Below are 18631 nucleotides of genomic sequence, written 5' to 3'. Positions count from 1 at the left end.
TGAGAAGTTCCTAAGAAGGGTGCAGCCGGGGAACGCCGGCCGGGTGGCGGACTACGCCGGGTGGATCAGGCCGTGCCGAACCAACCCGGTGACGATCGTCAGTGCGGCGGTGCGGAATTCGGCTGTCGCCTCCGCGCCGCTGTGACCGACCGCTAGCAGGTCGATCAATTTGTGTAACGGCAGGCCGTCGACGCGCATTCCCGCGAGCAGGGCGGCGGTGGAGTCGTCCACCTCGTGCTGCCAGCGCGGGCCGTTCCCGCGGTGCAGCCGCGCCACCTGCTGCTCCCAGCCGTCCGGCCCGGTCAGGTAGACCCGCTCCAGCGCGGTCGCGGCATCCACCCCGAAGCGTGCGGACCAGGCCAGATCGGGATCTGCCGCCACCGCGCGCAGCCAGGCCGAGCGTTCGAAGTAGGCGGTGGCCTCGGGGCCGAGCGGATCGTCGAAACCGTGTGTGAGGTCCTCGGCGAGCAGTTCGGTCGGCCCGTCGATCGCTCGCAGATAGACGAATCCGAAGCCGATGCCCTCGACCTGGGCCTCCTCGAACGCGTCCAGCCAGGCCCGCGCGCGTTCCTGCGCGTGGTGATCGCGCGGATCCAGGCCCGCGTCGCGCAGCCAGGTCCCCACGTAGAGGGCGGGATCGGCGACGTCGCGCTGTACGATCCAGGCGTCGATGCCGTGATCGGGCAGCCATGAGGACACCCGGGCACGCCAGTCCTCGCCGTCGCGATGCACCCAGGAGGCCAGCATGGCCGCGGTACCGCCCGGTGCGAGCAGATCCGGAGCCCGGGAGACGACCAGTTCGCTGGCGCCGTCCAGGGCCAGACCCGAATCGCGATAGGTGTGCTCGATCCGGGCGGGGCCGACCACGAACGGGGGATTCGCGACCACCTGGTCGAATCGGCGTCCGGCGACCGGCTCGAACCAGGAGCCCCGCAGCAGTTCGATGTCCAGCCCGTCGAGTGCGGCTGTGGCCTGGGCCAGCCACAGCGCCCGCGCGCTGACGTCGGTGCCGGTCACCGTGCGCGCGTATCCGGCGGCGTGCACCGCCTGCACGCCGCATCCGGTGCCCAGGTCCAGGACCGAATCGACCGGTTGGGTCGGGGTGGCGCGCAGGAGTGACAGCGATGCCTGGCCGACGCCGAGGACATGATCGGCGCTCAGGGTGCGGCGCTGGACCGAATCGTCCAGGTCCGAGAGCACCCAGCGAGTTCCGCCGCCGAGGTCCAGCGGACGCAGGTCGAGTGCGGCCCGCACGTTCGCGCCGTCCCGCTCGAGCAGCCCGGCGGCCACCGCGCGGTCCAGGTCCAGCGGTGCGAGTGCGGCCGCGACGTCGCGTTCGGGCTCCGGATCGCCGAGCAGCAGCAGCCGGACCAGCGTGCCCAGCTCACCCGCATCGCGGACCGCGCGGCGCACCGGCACCGGTTCGGACCGGCCCAGAGCGGTGTGCGCGTCCTCGCCGAGCACCTCGAGCAGGGTGTCCGCGTCGTAGCGGGCGCGGGTGAGCGCGTTGCGCAGATCGGGTGCGAGCGCGGCCAGCGGTGAGAGGACGGCTGTCGGGTTCGGGGACATGCCTGGGAACTCTGCCAGGATCGCCGCCGAGCACCTGGTGGCGGGGCCGGTCACTGGTTCCGGGACGGGCACGTCGCGGGAGCAGCCCGGTTCACGGTGCGGCAGGAACTATGCCGCTCCCGAATGCCCGATCCGCGCTGAAATCTGCGTGACCAGCGGTTTCACGGCGGGTGACGCACGTCACGATCCAGGCCCATCACAGATCGCGGCCGACCGGCATCTCATCTACGACCCTCAACGAAGGAGGCAGAGATGAAGGTCCTGGTGGTAGGTGCCGGATATGCGGGCACGATCGCGGCGAATCGGCTCGCGCGCAAGGTCGCCGATGCCGAGATCACGGTGATCAATCCCCGGCCCGAATTCGTCGAGCGGGTGCGGCTGCATCAGCAGATCGCCGGTTCGGGAGCGGCCGCGACGCCGCTCACCACGATGCTGCGACCGGGAATCGGCACCCGGATCGGCACCGTCGAGAAGATCGGCGACGGCAGCGTGCGGCTGGACGACGGCGTGAACATCGCCTTCGACCATCTGTTCCTGGCCGTCGGCAGCACCGTCGAACCGCTGCCGGGTGCGATCGCGGTGGGGACGTGGGAGGGCGCGCGCACGGCGCACACGGAACTGGCCGCGCTGAGCGCCGGACAGGTGGTGACCGTCGTCGGCGGCGGTCTCACCGGAATCGAGACCGCCGCCGAGATCGCCGAGGCCCGGCCCGATCTGCGCGTGCGTCTGGTGGGAGCGACGATCGGGGCGAGCCTGTCCGAGGGCGGGCGTCGGCGAACGCGCACGGGATTGGCGCGTCTGGCCGTGGAACTGGTCGAGGACACCGTCGAGGAGATCGGCCAGGACACCGTTGTGCTGCGCTCGGGTGCGGAACTCCCCTCGGATCTGACGCTGTGGGCGATCGTGGCCGATGTGCCCGATCTGGCGGCGCGCAGCGGGCTGACCGTGCGCCCGGACGGCCGCGCGGTCGTGGATGACTATCTTCGAAGCGTGGACGACCCGCGCATATTCGTGATCGGAGACTGCGCGGCGGTTCCGGGCGCGCGACTGGCCTGCGCCACCGCGGAACCGCAGGGCGCGCACGCCGCGAACACGCTGGCCCGGTTGGCGGCCGGACGCGCACCCCGGCCGTACTCCATGGGCTACGCCGGGCAGGGCCTGAGCATCGGACGTCGCGACGCGGTGATCCAGTTCGGCCGCCGTGACGATTCGGTCCGCCGGACGTTCCTGGCGGGACGAACCGGCGCGATCATCAAGGAAAGCGTGTGCCGCTGGGCGAAATACGGCGCGCGGACGGCGAATTACGCATGGCTGCGGGGACCGAGGTGAGTTCGTCGCCCGATCCGGACGAGGAGTTCACCGCGCATCGGCCGCTGCTGTTCTCCATCGCCTACGAGATCCTCGGTTCGGTCGGCGACGCGGAGGACGTCCTGCAGGACAGCTATCTGCGCTGGCGCACGGTCGATCTCACCGAAATCGGCAATCCGCGTGCGTATCTGGCGCGGATCGTCACTCGCGAGGCGATCACGATCGACGGCGTACTCGATCAGGTGACCTGCATCGAGGTCCGCGGCGATCTCGTCACGGCGGTCTACTGCGTCCGCAATCCGGAGAAGCTGGCGGCGATCGCCCGTCGGCCGGTGACCGAAAAAATGCCGGTCACGACCAACCAGGATCGGGTCGCATGTCGAAATCGAGGTATGCGACCGACTTGTGACACCGCGTCACCTGCACAGATGCCCGCGCAGCGGCCGGGCCTACCGCCGCGCCGGGAACGGGGCCGGGGTGTCTGAGTCATGCGCCACGGCGACTCCGAGATCACGCTCGCGGAATTCCTGCGGCTGCATCGCTTCGGCCGCTATTTCACCGACTATTTCCTGACGCCGCTGGTGGCCGCGGTCTGGTCGTGCGATCCGCGTCTGAGCACGGAGTATCCGGCACACTACCTGTTCCGGTTCCTCGACCACCACGGGATGCTGACCGTGTACGGCTCCCCGGCCTGGCGCACCGTGGTGGGCGGGTCCGCCCGGTACGTGGAGCGGATCGCCGCTCAGATCGACGAGATACGCACCGGCACAACGGTTCTCGGTGTGTGGCGCAGCGGCCCCGACGGCGTGATCCTCACCGATGCCGGGGGCGCACGGCGTTTCGACGCCGTCGTCGTCGCCACCCATCCGCGCCAGGCGCTGGCGATGCTGGACGCGCCGAGCCCGGCGGCCCGCTCGGTGCTCGGCGCCATGCCGTACTCGGTGAACCACGCCCTGCTGCACACCGACGAATCGCTGCTGCCCCGAGCGCGGCGGGCGCGTGCGTCCTGGAACTACCTGGTGCCGAACGGGATCGGGAACGCCGCGGGCGTAATCGTCAGCTACGACATCACCCGTTTGATGCGGCTGCACGAGGTCACCGACCGCAGATTCCTGGTCACGCTGGGCGGGGCGGGCCTGGTCGCCCCGGACCGGATGATCGCGGAGATGACCTACGAGCATCCGATCTACACCCGGGAATCCGTTGCCGCGCAACGTCGGCTGCCGGAGCTGGACACCGATCGGCTGGCCTTCGCCGGGGCGTATCACGGATGGGGCTTCCACGAGGACGGCGCCCGCTCGGGCCTGCGGGCCGCCGAACGCATCGGCGGACGGTGGACGCGGCCGGGCGAGTTCGGACCGCGGCGAGTGGGTGTGCGATGACGTCCACGTCGCCGCAGCTGTACTTCACGCGAATCCACCACGCGCGCAAGGCCCCTGTGCGTCACGTATTCGACTATCGCGGCTACAGCTGGTTCTTCGACCTCGACGATCCGCCGCACCTGCCGGTTCCGCTGCGGCCCTTCGGATATTTCCGCGCCGAGGATCATCTGCGGGGTCCGGGCACGACGTTGCGCGCCCGCGTGGAGGAGGTTCTGGCCGAGCACGGCATCGATTGCTCGGGCGGGCCGATCACGGCCCTGATGAACGCCCGGGTGCTCGGCTACGTGTTCGATCCGCTCACCGTGGGTGCGGCTGCCGCCGCGGAGCCGTTGCCGCGCATGATCATTCGCGATCCCGCCGCCTTCTTCGCCCGCCTCGGCGGACAGGGGCTGATCGGATTCGGCGAGTCCTACACCGCGGGGGAGTGGACCGCCCCGGACCCGGCGGCCGTGCTCACGGTCCTGGCCGTGCGGCTCACCTGGCTGGTTCCCGCTGTGCTGCAACGGTTCCGGTGGGTTCTGCCCGCACCGCCGGCGGGCGAAATCGGCACCGCGGCGAACGCGCGCGGCAACGTCGAACACCACTACGACCTGTCCAATGACCTGTTCCGGCTGTTCCTCGACGAATCGATGTCCTACTCCTGCGCGGTGTTCGAGGACCCGGACACGGCGTGCTGGGATCTGCTGGCCGCGGCGCAGCGCCGCAAGATCGATCGGCTGCTCGACGCCGCCGGTGTGCGTGCGGGGACGCGGCTGCTCGAAATCGGCACCGGTTGGGGCGAATTGTGAGGATTCCTGCCGTCGGTCGAGGCGATCGAGCGTCATGCCGGTCGATCGGGGCTGCGTGTATACGCGCGGCAGGGCTTCGGCACGCATTACGCCCAGACGCTGCGAATGTGGCGCGAACGATTCGACGCCCGCGCCGCCGAGGCCGACGCCCTCGGATTCGACAGCACCTTCCGGCGGTTGTGGCAGTTCTACCTCGCCTACTCCGAAGCGGGATTCCGTTCCGGATACCTCGACGTCCAGCAGATCGTTCTCGACCGTCAGGAGGAACGGCCATGACCGTTGCCGTGCATCTCGAATCCGCCCTGCGACCGCTGGTGCGCGGGCCGTTGCCGGTGCGTCTGCACGCATGGGACGGCAGCGTCGCCGGACCCGTCGACGCACCCCGCGTGGTGCTGGAGAGTCCGCGGGCGCTGCGCCGGATCCTGTGGTGCCCGGGCGAACTCGGCGCGGCTCAGGCCTATGTGACCGGTGAGCTCGACGTCGAGGGAGATCTGAGCGAGGCGTTGCGGGTGGCGTGGCGGACCGTCGCCGAACGCAGGATCCCGGGTGTGCGCGTGCGTGACGTCCTGCGTCTGGCGGTGGCCGTCGCGCGGGTCGGCGCGCTCGGCGCACCCCTGCCCGCGCCGGCAACGCAGGCGCGGCTACGAGGTCGGCGCAATGCGCGGGAGCGTGATCGGGCCGCGATCAGCCACCACTACGACACTTCCAACGAGTTCTATTCGCTGCTTCTGGATCCCGCGATGGCGTACTCGTGCGCCTACTTCACCCGGGGTGTACCGGGCACGCCGGACGAGCCCGGCTACGGGCTGGCGCAGGCGCAGTGCGACAAATTGGATATGGCGTGCCGCAAGCTCGAACTGCGTTCCGGCGCAAGGCTTCTGGATGTGGGCTGCGGGTGGGGCTCGCTGAGCCTGCACGCGGCCGAACACTACGGCGTCGACGTGCTGGCCGTCACCATCGCGCGGGCGCAGCGGGACTTCGTCGAAGCCCGGGCCGCCGAGCGCGGACTCGGCGATCGGGTGCGGGTACGCCTGCTGGACTACCGCGAACTCACCGACACCGGCTTCGACGCGGTGGCCTCCCTGGAGATGGGCGAGCATGTGGGGCAACGCAATTACCCGCGCTACGCCCGCGCCCTGTACGACGCGGCCGCGCCCGGCGCGGCGGTGCTGATCCAGCAGATGTCGCGGCGTGGATCTCGGCCCGGCGGCGGGCCGTTCATCGAATCGTTCATCGCGCCCGATATGGCCATGCGACCGGTCGGCGACACCGTGTCCCTGCTCGAGCAGGCCGGGCTGGAAGTGCGTGGGGTGCAGGCGATGCGCGAGCACTACGTGTGGACCGCCGATGCCTGGACGCGGCGGCTCGAGGACCACTGGGACGAGGTCGAGGCGCTGCTCGGCCCCGAGGGCGCGCGGACGTGGCGGCTGTACCTGGCCGGTGGCGCGCTCGCGTTCGAACAGGGCCGCATGGGTGTGGACCAGATCCTCGCGCGGCGCCCGGGGGCCGTGCGCGCGGTGTGCCACATGCCGGATGACCGGGCGGTGCTCGCGTCGTGAACTCGCTACCGCAGGTTCTGCTGGGGTCGGCGATCGCGCTGGCCGTCCTGCAGGGCGCGGCGTTCGCCGTGGCCCGTCGGGTGCGGCGGTACAACGTCGTGGACGTCGTGTGGGGGTCCGGGCTTCGTACTCGTCGCGGTGGTCGCGGCGCTGCTCGGCGAGGGGCCGCTGTCCCGGCGGGTGCTGGTGCCCGCGCTCGTCGCGGTGTGGGGACTGCGCCTGGGCTGGTACATCCAGCGCCGCACCGCCGGGCACGGGGAGGATCCCCGGTACACGCGACTGCTGGACCGGCACGGGCGCAACCCCGCGGTGGTGATCTCGCGGATCTTCCTGACCCAGGGCCTGGCGCAGTGGATCGTGTCGCTGCCGGTCCAGGTGGCGGCCGTGGCCGGACCGGCCCGGGGCGTCGGATGGGTCGTGCTCGTGGCGGGCGTACTGGTGTGGGCGGTCGGGGTGTCCTTCGAGGCGGTGGGTGACCGTCAGATGGCGCGGTTCAAGGCCGATCCGGCGCATCGCGGCGTCGTCATGGACCGCGGGCTGTGGGCGTGGACACGGCATCCGAACTACTTCGGCGACTTCTGCGTGTGGTGGGGCCTGCGGCTGATCGCGGCCGCCGCGTGGCCGGGCGTGCTGACGGTGTTCGCGCCGGTGATCATGTCGTATCTGCTGATATCAGCGGCGCACCGCCTATTTCTTCCCTCGGCCACCACGCCGGGGTACCTCGACACATGGAGACACAACGCTATGGCGGATGAGCGTCGCATCTCTCCGGTCGGGAACGACCGCGACGATGCGCACGACGCCGGGCCGGAGAGCTGTCCGGTGCCCCGAGTGACCTCGGACCCGGATATCGCGCGCCGGCTCACCGAGTTGCTGCGCGGTATCGCGGGCGGCGACCGGGAATCGTTCACCCAGTTCTATCGTTCGACCCACGATCGCGTCTTCGGGCTGGCGCTGCGCGTACTGCGGCGTCCGACCGTCGCGGAGGAGATCACCCAGGAGATCTACCTGTACGTGTGGAACGAAGCCGCGCGGTACGACCCCGGCCTGTCCAGCCCGATCGGCTGGCTCATGATGCTCACCCATCGACGCGCGGTCGACCGGGTGCGTATCGAATCCTCCACCACCACACGCGATCTCGCCTACGGGCATCGTCAGCTGGGCCGCGATCACGATGTCGTCGCCGAGACGGTGGGGCAGCGCTCGGACGAGCGGGCGGTCGTGCAATGCCTCGGCACGCTCACCGACACCCAGCGTGAGACGGTCGCACTGGCGTACTACGGCGGCCGGACCTACACGGAGGTCGCCGATTATCTGGGCATTCCGTTGAACACGGTGAAAACGCGTATCCGGGACGGGCTGAAACGATTGCGGACCTGTTTGACAGGATCGGTGGCCGATGCCTGAGCGCCCAGCCGACGACGATCTGCTCGATCTCGCCCATCCGTACGCCCTCGACGCACTGTCTCCCGAGGACCGCGCCGCGGTGCAGCAGCGGCTCGACCGCGCCGACGAGGCCACTGCCGAGTCCTTCCACAGCACGGTGCGCGATCTGCGGGAGACGCTGGCGTTGATGACCGTCGTCGACGCCGTCCCCGCGCCGCCCGACCTCGAGGCGAAGCTCCAGCGTGCCCTCGACGCCCAGCTCGGCGCGAGCGGCCCGGCGCAGCCCGCGGCTCGGCCGGTCACTCGACTTCGTCCGCGCACCTACCGCCGACTGGCTGCCGTCGCCGCCGCCGTCGTGGTCGTCGCGGGTGCCGGAGCGGGAATCGCGGTGTACCGCAGCCACTCCCACAATTCCGGCGGAGTCACCGCGGAGCAGGTCATTCGGCACGAGGACGCCCGCGAGAGCACGGTCTCGGTGGCGGGCGGCGGCACCGTCACCGTCAGCGCGTCCCGTGAGCTGGACGCGGCGGCGGTGTCCTTCGCCGCCGTTCCGGCCGCACCCGCCGAGCACACGTACCAGCTGTGGCTGATCTCACCGACGGGCCGGATCAGTTCCGGCGGCGTCCTGGGCGCCCTCCCCACGAGCAGTTCCCCCCTGCTCGTCCACTACGGGGACGCCGGCAACCTGGCCGTATCGATCGAACCGGCGGGCGGCTCACCCGCGCCGACGACCCAGCCGATCGTCGGGGTGCCCCTCACCTGACCTCGGTCCCGCACGATCATCACCGAACCCGACCCGGCGGCAGCATGATTCCTCCTGCGACGCCGTTCCCGGATGCCGGGTGAGCCAGGCCGTCCCATGGCGTGTTTCGGACTGTGGTAGATGAGCCCACGAACAGACCGATGCCCCGACCGCTTCGTGCCGGTCGGGGCATCGCTTCGTTCAGACGCGCTCGGGGGTGGGCCGCTCACGTGCGGGACGGCCGAACAGGGCGCGGAAATCGGTCCGCACCATCGGGCGTCCGTTGAGCCAGATGCTCCCGGGCACCCGGCGGGTTACCTCGGCCCCGAACACCGACATCGCCATGACCGCGATGTACACGATCACCGTGCACCACAGCGCGCCGATCTCGTCGCGCATGGGGATGATCCACGGAGCGAGCAGCTGTAATGCGAAGGGATGCAACAGGAATACCGGGAACGACCGATCCGAGCCGTAGGTCATGAATCGCGACATGACCGAGCCCGCTCGATGCTTGGTGTTCCACCAGCTGCCCAGTGTGTACTGGCCGACGATGATCATGATGAAGAAGACGATCATGTGCGGCATGAAGATGTTGCTGGCCGCCGCGGGCGGCATCCCGTGTGCGGTGGAGCGCAGGAATTCCCACACCGCGAACACCGCGGCGGCGACCGTGCCGAGTACCAGCAGCGGCCCGAACCGTCGGACGACCCGGTCGACGGCGGACAGATGCCATGCGGCGACCGCGCCGAGTATCACGTAGAACTGATAGGCGAACACCACAGCGTAGATGTGCGCCCATATCTGGCCGGCGAAACCGGTGAACGCCGGGGGATGGGTGGCCAGCCACAGGAAGCCCAGTTGCAGGGCCCCACTCACCGCCAGTACCCAGCGATGATGCCCCTCGGTCGCGCGCAGCAGCTTCAACAGCAGCGGGAACAGCAGATATACCTGCATGGTGACCAGCAGGAAGTACATCTGGTACCAGGCCTGGCCGGTCGCGATGTCGAAGACCAAACGCCACAGCGCGTGTCCGATCGGCTCCTGGAAGTTCCCCAGGACGATCGCGTAGGCCCAGTAGAACACCGACCAGACGACGTACGGGATACCGATCAGCATGAATCGCCGACGCCAGAACGTGCGCGCGGTGAACGGCTTGTTGGCCGACTGGTAGATCAGCACGAAGGCGGTGAGCGCGAAGAACGCCAGCCGGGTGTAGTGCAGCAGCGTCTGCGCCGCGTTGGAGGTCACGCTGTCCGGGGTCGTCGTCCCAGCGGTCACATGATCCAACACGACGCACGCGAAGGTGAGAATTCGGAACAGGTCTACCTGATGCAGGTACGGCCGCTTGGTCTTTCGAGGCTGTGCCGATTCCGGGGGCTCCGGCTTCGGGTCGGCGATCGTGAGCGTCGCAGTGTTCACGGTGCCGCGATCGTCCTGCGTCATCTGCCTCCTCGTCTTCTCCGGACTTCGGTCCGGCCGCGACTCATAGTGTCAGCCGACGCTGTGAATCGCCTTCACGCAATCTCCGAAATGCCTGGGCCGATCATGGTGTGGCCCAGTGGACTCCGGTTGCGCTACCGCATCGCAATGCCGACGGCTCGACCGGATACGGCATCCGGGAGATTGTCGGGATTTACCGTCGGTTCCGGCCGGAAGCGTAGCAGGTCCACCGGCGATCAGACACGTGTCGCGGTGACGCCGGACACCGCGATCGTCGCCCGAGTCGATCTCCGGATGTGCCGGAAAGAGGTTTAGGCGCTCTTCACGGCACATGTTCGCCGGGAAAAATCGCCCGGTGCGGATTCGGTCGGAGGCGGCTCGCCGACCCGGGCGACATCCGATCGCGCATCCGCTCAGCAGGTGCGCACCGGGCTCGCGGTGATCCGGTCGGCGGAGGCGAGCGGGATCGGCTCGAACATCGCCGGTTCGTCCTCGGGGAACAGCGCTGTCGGCCCGTAGATCCAGTCGGTGAACGAATAGTCGTGGACCGCGCGCGAACGCAGCAGCACGTTGCGGCGCTCCCGCTGGCGGCCGTCGAGGTGCCACAGCTCACCCCATGCGCGAGCCGTCAGCACCACCCGGCGGCAGTGTTCGGGGCGGACCGCCGCGTATGCCGCGAGCGTGCGCGCCCAATCGATCGTTCCGTCGTTGGCGCGCAGGCGTTTCGCGTGCTCGGCGAGCACCCAGCCGTCCTCTATCGCCATGATCGCGCCCTGGGCCATGTATTGCAGGGGCGGGTGGGCCGCGTCGCCGAGCAGGGCGATCCGGCCGTCGACCCAGGTGTCGATGGGGTCGCGGTCGTACATCCGCCACCATTTGTCCCGCCACATGTGCGGCAGTCCCGCCCGAACGTCCTGGCAGGTGCGCTCGAATGCGGTGTCGAGTTCGTCGGGGGTGCCCCAGTCGTCCAGTCCGGCAACCGCTTTGGGGGATTCGAAGACGGCGACCTGATTGAGCAGATCCCCGCCGCGCAATCCGTAGTGCACGAAGTGGCAGCGCGGGCCGACGTGTACCACCACTTCGGACAGATCGACCGGGCGTCCGGCCCCGGCCACCGGCACCGTCCCCCGGTAGGCGACGTAGGCCGATGACACGGGCCGATCGTCGAGGAACAACCCGCGGGCCACCGAATGCAGTCCGTCCGCGGCGATGACGACATCCGCGGTGTGGAATGTGCCGTCCTGCGTTGTGGCGGTGGCCTTTTCCGCATCCTGGGTGTACGCGACCACGCGCTGTTCGGTGCGCAGGTCCACGCCCGCGTCCCGGCAGGCGTCCAGGAGCAACGCGTGCAGGTCGCTGCGATGGATGACCAGGTACGGGAAGCCGTATCGGCGTTCCAGGTCACGCAGATCCAGGGAGGTCAGCTCGCTGCCGTCGACCGCGTCGCGCATGACCATCCGGTCCGGTACGACGCCGCGGGCCTTCGCCGTGTCCAGCAGACCGTAGTCGTCCAGGATGCGGGTGCAGTTGGGTGCGAGCTGAATGCCCGCGCCGACCTCGCCGAACTGTCCGGCCTGCTCGAGAACTCGCACCCGCAGGCCGAGGCGGGACAGTGCGAAGGCGGTGCTCAGGCCGCCGATTCCGCCACCGACGACGACGATGTCGGGTGTGCTCGTGAGGTTCGGTGTGTGCACGGGTGCGGTTCTCCTTACAACCAGGGGCCGAGGTCGGGGACGTCGGCGAGAGAGTGCGGACGCGCGGCGAGGTAGGCAGCGACCTCGGGCAGCGGTCCGCCGGGGATCTCGCCGAGACCGCGTTTGGCCCGGATGTCCGCCACGAGTGCGGTCAGGAAATCCTCAGGCAGATCGGCGAAGCGCACCCCGGTGCCGAGATCGACGGCATGGACGCATACCTCCCGGGCACGCAGCCAGGGGATCTGGGTGGCCGGTACGGTCCGGCCCTGCGCGGTGAGCACCTCGGTGCGCCACTGTTCTTCGCCCAGCGCCGCCATGGCCGCGCTCAGCTCGCGCGACGCCCGGTCCAGGCACGCGATGAGCTGGTCGACGGAAAGCTTTGCGCCGGAATCGATATCGGCGGCGCGCTGCGCGGGCGAGGAGTACATCGGGGTCGGCTCGCCGGTCGCGGCCCAGTGCACCAGGCGGCCGAGCGCATCGGCGTTGGCCGCGACGTGGGCGAGCAGATGCGCGCGCGTCCAGCCGGGCAGGGCGCACGGTCGCGCGATATCCCGATCATCCAGTGCGGCGGCATGTTCGGTGAACGTCGACGTTCCCCACGCGACCCAGCGCAGGGAGTCCGCGTGCGTGCGCACCGTCACGACTCCGCGACGATCCGGTTGGTGCACTGCCCCAGTCCCGCGATGCGCGTCACGACGGTCTCCCCGCCGGTGAGGTACACCTTGGGGTCGCGGGCGTGGCCGACACCGGCGGGAGTTCCGGTGGCGATCAGATCGCCGGGATTCAGCCGGATGATCGTCGAAATGTATTGCACGAGATGGACGGGGTCGAACAGCAGGGTGCCGGTGTCGTCCCGCTGCATGACGCGGTCGCCGACCAGGGTGGTCACCTCGAGCGCCGGGCGGACGCCGCCCACCTCGTCCGGTGTGACGACGTACGGGCCGACCGGGGTGGAGGAGTCCCAGATCTTGCCCTGGGACCACTCGATGGTGCGGAACTGCCAGTCCCGCACCGAGATATCGTTCATCACGGTGAATCCCGCGATGGCCGCGGCGGCCTGGTCCGCACTCGCCCGGCGCACCGGTTTGCCGATGACGACCACCAATTCGACCTCCCAGTCCAGGGCGTCGGTCTCGGCGGGCTTGGCGATCGGGTCGTCCGGGCCGGTGAGGGTATCGGCGAACTTCGTGAAAAGAGTTGGGTAGCTGGGGAGTTCGCGGCCCATCTCGGCGATGTGGTTGGTGTAGTTGTGGCCGACGCAGATCACCTTGGACGGATTCGGCACCACGGGAGCGAGATTCGCGTCCGCCGCGGGCCAGGTCGTGCCGGTGGCCGCGGCGGCGATCGTGGCCCAGTCCTCGCGGGCGAACAGCGCGCCGAGGTCGGGGTAGCCGAGATCGACCAGGACGTCGCCGTCGAGACGGACCGCACGGGTGCCGCCGTCGACGCGGAGGGTGGCGAGTTTCATCGGGTGATCTCCTGACGGTCGAGCCGGAGCGCCTCGAAGACGGGTGCGTCCGAGAAACGGAACAGATCCAGTGCGCCGGAATCGGAGTCGGTGCTACCGGCCTCCGAGGTGGCGGAGAAGGGTTGCCACGACGGGACGACGAACAGATCACCTCGGGTGACCGCCCAGCTCTGCTCGCCGACCCGGACCGTGCCCGAACCGTCGAAGACCTGGTAGACCGACGAGCCGGTCTCGCGAACCGGTGCGGTCTGCGCGCCGCGGGCGATCCGGTGGAACTCCGCGCGCAGGGTCGGCAGGACGTCGGATCCGTTGTGCGGGTTGGCGAATCGGACTGCCGCGTGGCCGGGCTCGACGGTGCCGCCGTAGCCCTCGCGCTCCAGCAGCAGCTGGTCGTTCAGTGCGGCGTCGGTGTGCTCCCACTTGTAGGCCAGCAGCGGTGAGCCGGGTGCGACCTCGCCGACCGAGAGCGGACGCAGCCCCGGATGACCCCAGAGTCGTTCGGAGCGTGAGTGTTCCGGCGTGATCCGTTCGGCCGCACTGATTTCCGTTCGGCCGAATTCGAAGAACTGCGATTCGACGAGGTACTGGAACGGGATGTCCAGCCCGTCGATCCAGGCCATCGGTTCGGCGGTCGCGTTGTGGTGCGCGTGCCAGTTCCAGCCGGCCTGCGGCAGGAAGTCGCCGCGCCGCATCGGCACCGCATCGCCCACGGGCTGCTCGCCGCTGCCGCCGACCACGGTCCACACACCCGAGCCCTCGACCACGAAGCGGAACGCGTGCTGGGTGTGGCGGTGTTCGGGGGCGTCCTCGCCGGGCATCAGGTACTGGATCGCGGCCCACAGCGTCGGGGTGGCGAAGGGCCGTCCGCCGAGCGCGGGATTCGCCAGTGCGATCGCCCGGCGTTCGCCGCCGCGTCCGACGGGGACGATCTCACCGGCGCGCTCGGCCAGGCGCAGCAGACTCGCCCAGCGCCACAGGTGCGGCGCCGCGTGCGAATTCGGCTGTGCCGGCATCAGATCGCCGATCTGCGTCCACAGCGGGACGAGCAACTCCTGCTCGAAGCCGCGATAGAGCTCCTCGAGGGCGGGAGTCACGTCCGGCTGGTTCGGCGACGCGACCGTCTGCAAACGGACGGGAGTGTCAGTCGTGCTCATATCTCCACAGTGATCCTCGTAGCATGAGCAGAACAGCAAATTCTGTATGACGGAACGGATGCGATGAGCGGCACGGAACCGAAGACGCCACCGGCATACGTCGTGACCAGCGCCGATCATGCGCTGCGGGCGGCGGTCATGCTCCAGCTGGAGGGCGGGCTGACGGTGAGCCAGGTCGCCGAGCGGCTCGATGTCGCGCGTTCCACGGCGCACCGCCTGTTGCAGACCCTGGTCTACCGGGATTTCGCGGTGCAGGACGATCAGCGCGTCTACCACCCGGGGCCGGTGCTGGAACTGGCCACTCACTCGCAGTCCCGGACCTCGCGGTTGCGGGCGACGGCCCTGCCGCATCTGCAACGGCTCGTCGACGTCGTGGGGGAGTCGGCGAATCTGACCATCCGCACGGGCGATACGACGCGGTTCATCGCGAGCGTCGAGTGCCGCCAAGCGCTGCGGGTGGGTTCGCGCGAGGGAATGGTGTTCCCGGCGCATCGCACCACCGCCGGTCTGGTGCTGCTGTCGGCCCTCGACCCGGCGGAGGTGGACGAGCTGTATGCCGCGCAGCGTTATGCCGAGCATCCGGACGAACGACCGGATCTGCCCACCCTGCGGGCCCGGCTGACCCGGGTGCGCAGGGCCGGGTTCGCCCTCAACAACGGCCTGTCCGAGCGCGGGGTGGTCGCGATCGGCGTGCCGGTGCGCGACGCGGACGGTACGGCGCTGGCCGGTCTGTCGATCTCGATGCCGACGGTCCGCTACGACCGTGAACGGCTGCCGTCGCTCGTGGCCACCCTGCATCGGGCGGCGGGAGCCATCGAAGCGGCCGGTTGAGGGGCATATGCAGCAAGTGCATGCCAGGGCATGCAAAACATGTGTTTGATCGATGTGAATGCGGTCACTTCAATGGGCTTACCGATCATCGACCCGAGGTGAAACCCCATGACCGTCGTCGCCCCACCCGTCTCCGATCTCGATCTCTTCGACGACGAGGTACTCCTGGACCCGTACCCGTCGTACGCGGCCCTGCGCGAGCTCGGAACCGTCGTACATCTCCCCGCGAACGAGGTGTACGCGCTGACCGGCTACCGGGTCATCCGCAATGCCCTGATCGACTGGGAGAGCTTCTCCTCGGCCGGGGCCATCGGGTTCAATCCGGCGGTCAACGAGGCGCTGGCCGGTACCTCCCTGGCCTCGGACCCGCCCGATCACACGCGGCTGCGCGCCACGCTGACCGCGAATCTGTCGCCGCGCGCGTTACGCGGGCTGAAGCAGACCATCGACGCCAAGGCCGACGCGCTCGTCGCCGATCTGGCCGCGCGCGGCTCGTTCGAGGCCGTCGACGCGCTGGCCCGCGCCTTCCCGCTGGAGGTGGTCGCCGATCTCATCGGCTTCACCGGCCGCGTCCGCGACAACATGCTGCGCTGGGGACAGGCGGCGATGCAGGTCATCGGACCGATGAATCACCGTACGGCGGAAAGCTTCCCGATCGCGGGTGAGCTGTACGAGTGGTGCTCGACGGTCACCGCCGAGGATCTGACGCCCGGTTCGGTCGGCCGGGGGATCTTCGAGGCGCAGGAGCGGGGCGCGATCCCACCCGGCGCGGCCGGATACATCATCCACCAGTACCTGGGTGCGGGAGTGGACACCACGATCGCCGCGATCGGCAATATCGTCGCCCTGTTCGCCGCGCATCCCGAGCAGCTCGCCTTGGTCCGGGCGAACCCGAAGCTGGTACCGGGTGCGTTCAACGAGGCGTTGCGCTACTGGGCCCCGGTGCACGCGTGGGGGCGTCGCGCGACCCGGGATCTGGAGATCGACGGCGTCGTGATTCCCGAGGGGGCGAAGGTCGCGATCCTGTTCGGCGCGGGAAACCGGGATGCCCGGCACTACGAGAACCCCGACGCGTTCCTGGTCGAACGCGCCCCGACCGATCACCTGTCCTTCGGATACGGGCCGCACGGCTGCGCCGGACAGGGCCTGGCCCGGCTCGAGGCGCACGCCGTCATCGAGGCGCTGGCCCGTCACGTCGAACGGCTCGTCGTCGGCGCCGAGGTCCGGATTCCGAGCAACATCACCCGCGGCATCGAGCAACTCCCCGTGCTCGAGGTGGTGCCGGTATGAGAATCGTGGTGGATAGGTCCCGCTGCGAAGGACACGGCCTGTGCGAGGGCGCCGCACCGGAACTGCTGCATCTCGACGACGACGGCGAACTCGTACTCGACAACGAGGAGATCACCGGCCCGGATGCGGCACGGGCCCATGCGGCCGTGCGGGTCTGCCCAGTCGCGGCGCTGCGTACCGAATGAGTTCGCCGCACCCGAGAACGTCTGTCCCGGCCTCAGCGGATCCTGTTGCGGTGCAGTGTGATCGGGCGGGTGGCATGCGGCACGATCGGGGTCACCGGACCGCCGCGTAAGGTTCGGTCCGATGAGTGAAACCGAAGCGGGTGTCGCGGGGTCCGGGCTGGATCGGCTGGCCTCGGTCAATCTCAACCTGCTGGTGCCGCTGCTCGCGGTGCTGGAGGAACGCTCGGTGACCAGGGCCGCCGAGCGGATCGGTCTGACGCAGTCCGCGATGAGTCACGCGGTGGGCCGGATGCGACGACTGTTCGGTGACGATCTGCTCGTCCGCCACGGCGGCGTCGCGACGCTGACCCCGCGCGCGCTGGAGCTGATCGCGCCGTTGCGGGCGGTGTTGCAGCAGACCGCCGAACTCGTCGACTTCCCCGGTTTCGATCCGGCCACCGATCGCCGGGTCGTCACCGTCGCGATGACGACCAGCACGGCCTTCGTCCTGGGGCCGCGGCTGGCCGGCCTGGTCGCCGAGCGCGCCCCGAACGCGACGTTGCGCATGCGCACGATCGCCGTGCCGACCGAGTCGACCTTCACCGAGCACGGTGTCGATGTCGTGCTGCTGTCCGAGGCGTACGCCTCGCCGCATCCGCGCGAGCGCCTGTACGACGACCGCTGCGTGGTGGTGGCCTCGCCTCGGACCCGGCCGGACGCCACCGCGCTCGAGCTGCTGACCGGCGAGCCGCATATCGTCGTGGACAGTGAGCGGCGGGTGTTCCCGTATGGGGTGCTCGACGAGCAGGGCGTGAATTACCGTGTCGGCCAGCGGATCTCGGATTTCCTGCTGGTGCCGTACCTGGTCGCGCGGGCGGGCGGGGTCGCGCTGCTGCGCTATCGGGTCGCGGCTGCGATGCGGACGCTGCTCGATCTGCGGATCGAGGAGTTCCCGTTCCCGATTCCCGGGCTCGGTATCGACATGGTCTGGAATCCGAATCTCGGTGACCAGCAGTTCATCGCCTGGTTGCGCCAGTTGCTGTTCGACGCGGCGCGGCCCTGACCGCGAGTGCGTCAGTGCCGCCCGATCGAGCCGACCCAGCTCTCGGTGAGCACATCCAGCATCTGCTCGTGCTCGACTCCCCAGTGCCCGGGAACCCAGTGCCGCGCAACGTAATCCAGCTCGGTGATCGCGATGACGCTGCGGAAGTGGCGGGTTCCGGCGGGGAATCGGCCCGCGCGGTTCAGGCCGTCCTCGATATCGCCGATGGCCTCGTTCAGCCATTCGTCCAGCAGTGTGCGGATCTCCGGGTCGACCGCGGCGGCCTCGAAGGCCGTTGTGGTGTAGGGGCGGATCGCATCCCAACGTTCCGAGGTCGCCCCGAGCCAGGTGCGGATGCGCTCGGATGAGCCGTCCTCGACCACGGCGACCAGTTCGCGTTCGGTCGATCCGTGCTCGGCGGAGGGAACCCGGTCGAGTTCGCGATTGAGCCGCTCGGCGATCAGGGCCTTCATCAGGTCGACCTTCTTGGGGAAGTACGCGTAGAAGGTCACCCGGGTCGTGCCCGCCGCGGAGGCGATGTCGTCGACCGTCGTCGTCGCATATCCCTTGGACACGAACAGTTCCAGCCCGGCGTCGAGCAGGAGTTTTCGCGTCATCTCCTTCTGCGCCTCGCGAAGCGTCGCCATATTGCCAGCGTAGAGCACGATGACCGGCTTCTGTGCTTCCCAGTTGCTCTGAATACGTTCTGCATGAACTCTTGACATAGAGTCAAGTGATATGACACCTTGCACATTCGAGCGGTGACCGCTCTCACAACGGGCCGGTGAATCCCGGGCAGCCAGCCGAACGC

Annotated in this window: 15 protein-coding genes and 4 pseudogenes; 12 read left to right on the top strand and 7 right to left on the bottom strand. The window is 69.3% G+C overall.

The features are described 5' to 3' along the window. Positions 1–51: 51 nt before the first annotated feature. Positions 52–1569, bottom strand: a complete 1518-nt coding sequence (locus NM2_RS05755) for a DUF7782 domain-containing protein (protein WP_067664844.1) — start codon at positions 1567–1569, stop codon at positions 52–54. A gap of 252 nt (positions 1570–1821) precedes the next feature. Between NM2_RS05755 and NM2_RS05750 the strand changes: the two genes are divergently transcribed. The 8 genes and pseudogenes from NM2_RS05750 (at position 1822) to NM2_RS05720 (ending at position 8755) form a co-directional block, all read left to right on the top strand. After that, positions 1822–2898, top strand: coding sequence for an NAD(P)/FAD-dependent oxidoreductase (locus NM2_RS05750; RefSeq protein ID WP_067664843.1), 1077 nt, complete (start codon positions 1822–1824; stop codon positions 2896–2898). Continuing rightward, positions 2877–3095: pseudogene (locus NM2_RS51380) on the top strand (sigma factor); the annotation flags it as partial. The gene NM2_RS05750 and the pseudogene NM2_RS51380, both read left to right, overlap by 22 nt. Positions 3096–3377: 282 nt before the next feature. Next, positions 3378–4259 (top strand): annotated as a pseudogene (locus NM2_RS05740) (NAD(P)/FAD-dependent oxidoreductase); the annotation flags it as partial. After that, positions 4148–5323 (top strand): annotated as a pseudogene (locus tag NM2_RS53345) (DUF1365 family protein). The pseudogenes NM2_RS05740 and NM2_RS53345, both read left to right, overlap by 112 nt. Next, the gene (locus NM2_RS05730; RefSeq protein WP_067664833.1) at positions 5320–6606 is read left to right on the top strand and encodes a class I SAM-dependent methyltransferase; all 1287 of its coding nucleotides are present in this window, start codon (positions 5320–5322) and stop codon (positions 6604–6606) included. The pseudogene NM2_RS53345 and the gene NM2_RS05730 overlap by 4 nt, the downstream one beginning before the upstream one ends. Then, positions 6603–7318 (top strand): annotated as a pseudogene (locus NM2_RS47195) (DUF1295 domain-containing protein); the annotation flags it as partial. The gene NM2_RS05730 and the pseudogene NM2_RS47195, both read left to right, overlap by 4 nt. 32 nt (positions 7319–7350) lie before the next feature. Next, positions 7351–8013, top strand: a complete 663-nt coding sequence (sigK, locus tag NM2_RS05725) for an ECF RNA polymerase sigma factor SigK (RefSeq protein WP_067665079.1) — start codon at positions 7351–7353, stop codon at positions 8011–8013. Continuing rightward, positions 8006–8755 carry an anti-sigma factor gene (locus NM2_RS05720; protein ID WP_067664831.1) on the top strand — a complete coding sequence of 250 codons (750 nt, stop codon included), beginning with the start codon at positions 8006–8008 and terminating at the stop codon, positions 8753–8755. The genes sigK and NM2_RS05720 overlap by 8 nt, the downstream gene beginning before the upstream one ends. A 180-nt stretch (positions 8756–8935) precedes the next feature. Here the strand turns inward: NM2_RS05720 and NM2_RS05715 are convergent, their stop codons facing one another. The 5 genes from NM2_RS05715 to NM2_RS05695 form a co-directional block, all read right to left on the bottom strand. Beyond that, positions 8936–10180 (bottom strand): acyltransferase, encoded by a 1245-nt coding sequence (locus NM2_RS05715; RefSeq protein ID WP_067664829.1) that lies wholly within the window; start codon positions 10178–10180, stop codon positions 8936–8938. Between the two features lie 410 nt (positions 10181–10590). After that, positions 10591–11871, bottom strand: a complete 1281-nt coding sequence (locus tag NM2_RS05710) for an FAD-dependent oxidoreductase (protein ID WP_218025858.1) — start codon at positions 11869–11871, stop codon at positions 10591–10593. Between the two features lie 14 nt (positions 11872–11885). Further along, complete coding sequence (locus NM2_RS05705) at positions 11886–12506, bottom strand: maleylpyruvate isomerase N-terminal domain-containing protein (protein ID WP_218025857.1); 621 nt, start codon at positions 12504–12506, stop codon at positions 11886–11888. Positions 12507–12508: 2 nt separating this feature from the next. Beyond that, positions 12509–13339 carry a fumarylacetoacetate hydrolase family protein gene (locus tag NM2_RS05700; RefSeq protein ID WP_067664824.1) on the bottom strand — a complete coding sequence of 277 codons (831 nt, stop codon included), beginning with the start codon at positions 13337–13339 and terminating at the stop codon, positions 12509–12511. After that, a complete protein-coding gene (locus tag NM2_RS05695; RefSeq protein ID WP_067664822.1) occupies positions 13336–14493 on the bottom strand; it encodes a cupin domain-containing protein in 1158 nt (385 codons plus the stop codon). Before NM2_RS05695 ends, NM2_RS05700 begins: the two co-directional genes overlap by 4 nt. A gap of 63 nt (positions 14494–14556) precedes the next feature. On the opposite strand from NM2_RS05695, the gene NM2_RS05690 reads away from it, so the two are divergent. From NM2_RS05690 to NM2_RS05675, 4 genes are all read left to right on the top strand, one after another. Further along, the gene (locus NM2_RS05690; RefSeq protein ID WP_067664821.1) at positions 14557–15324 is read left to right on the top strand and encodes an IclR family transcriptional regulator; all 768 of its coding nucleotides are present in this window, start codon (positions 14557–14559) and stop codon (positions 15322–15324) included. Between the two features lie 108 nt (positions 15325–15432). Next, complete coding sequence (locus NM2_RS05685; RefSeq protein ID WP_067664819.1) at positions 15433–16614, top strand: cytochrome P450; 1182 nt, start codon at positions 15433–15435, stop codon at positions 16612–16614. Next, positions 16611–16799, top strand: a complete 189-nt coding sequence (locus NM2_RS05680) for a ferredoxin (protein WP_067664817.1) — start codon at positions 16611–16613, stop codon at positions 16797–16799. Before NM2_RS05685 ends, NM2_RS05680 begins: the two co-directional genes overlap by 4 nt. Before the next feature lie 121 nt (positions 16800–16920). Further along, positions 16921–17841, top strand: coding sequence for a LysR family transcriptional regulator (locus NM2_RS05675; protein WP_067664816.1), 921 nt, complete (start codon positions 16921–16923; stop codon positions 17839–17841). 11 nt (positions 17842–17852) lie between these two features. Here NM2_RS05675 and NM2_RS05670 read toward each other — a convergent pair whose 3' ends face one another. Further along, positions 17853–18545, bottom strand: coding sequence for a TetR/AcrR family transcriptional regulator (locus NM2_RS05670; protein WP_245717858.1), 693 nt, complete (start codon positions 18543–18545; stop codon positions 17853–17855). Positions 18546–18631 lie beyond the last annotated feature (86 nt).

The organism is Nocardia miyunensis NBRC 108239 (genome assembly GCF_001613065.1).
GTDB lineage: Bacteria > Actinomycetota > Actinomycetes > Mycobacteriales > Mycobacteriaceae > Nocardia > Nocardia miyunensis.
The sequence above is the reverse complement of the archived record's forward strand: the minus strand, read 5'-3'. Positions and strand labels throughout refer to the sequence as shown.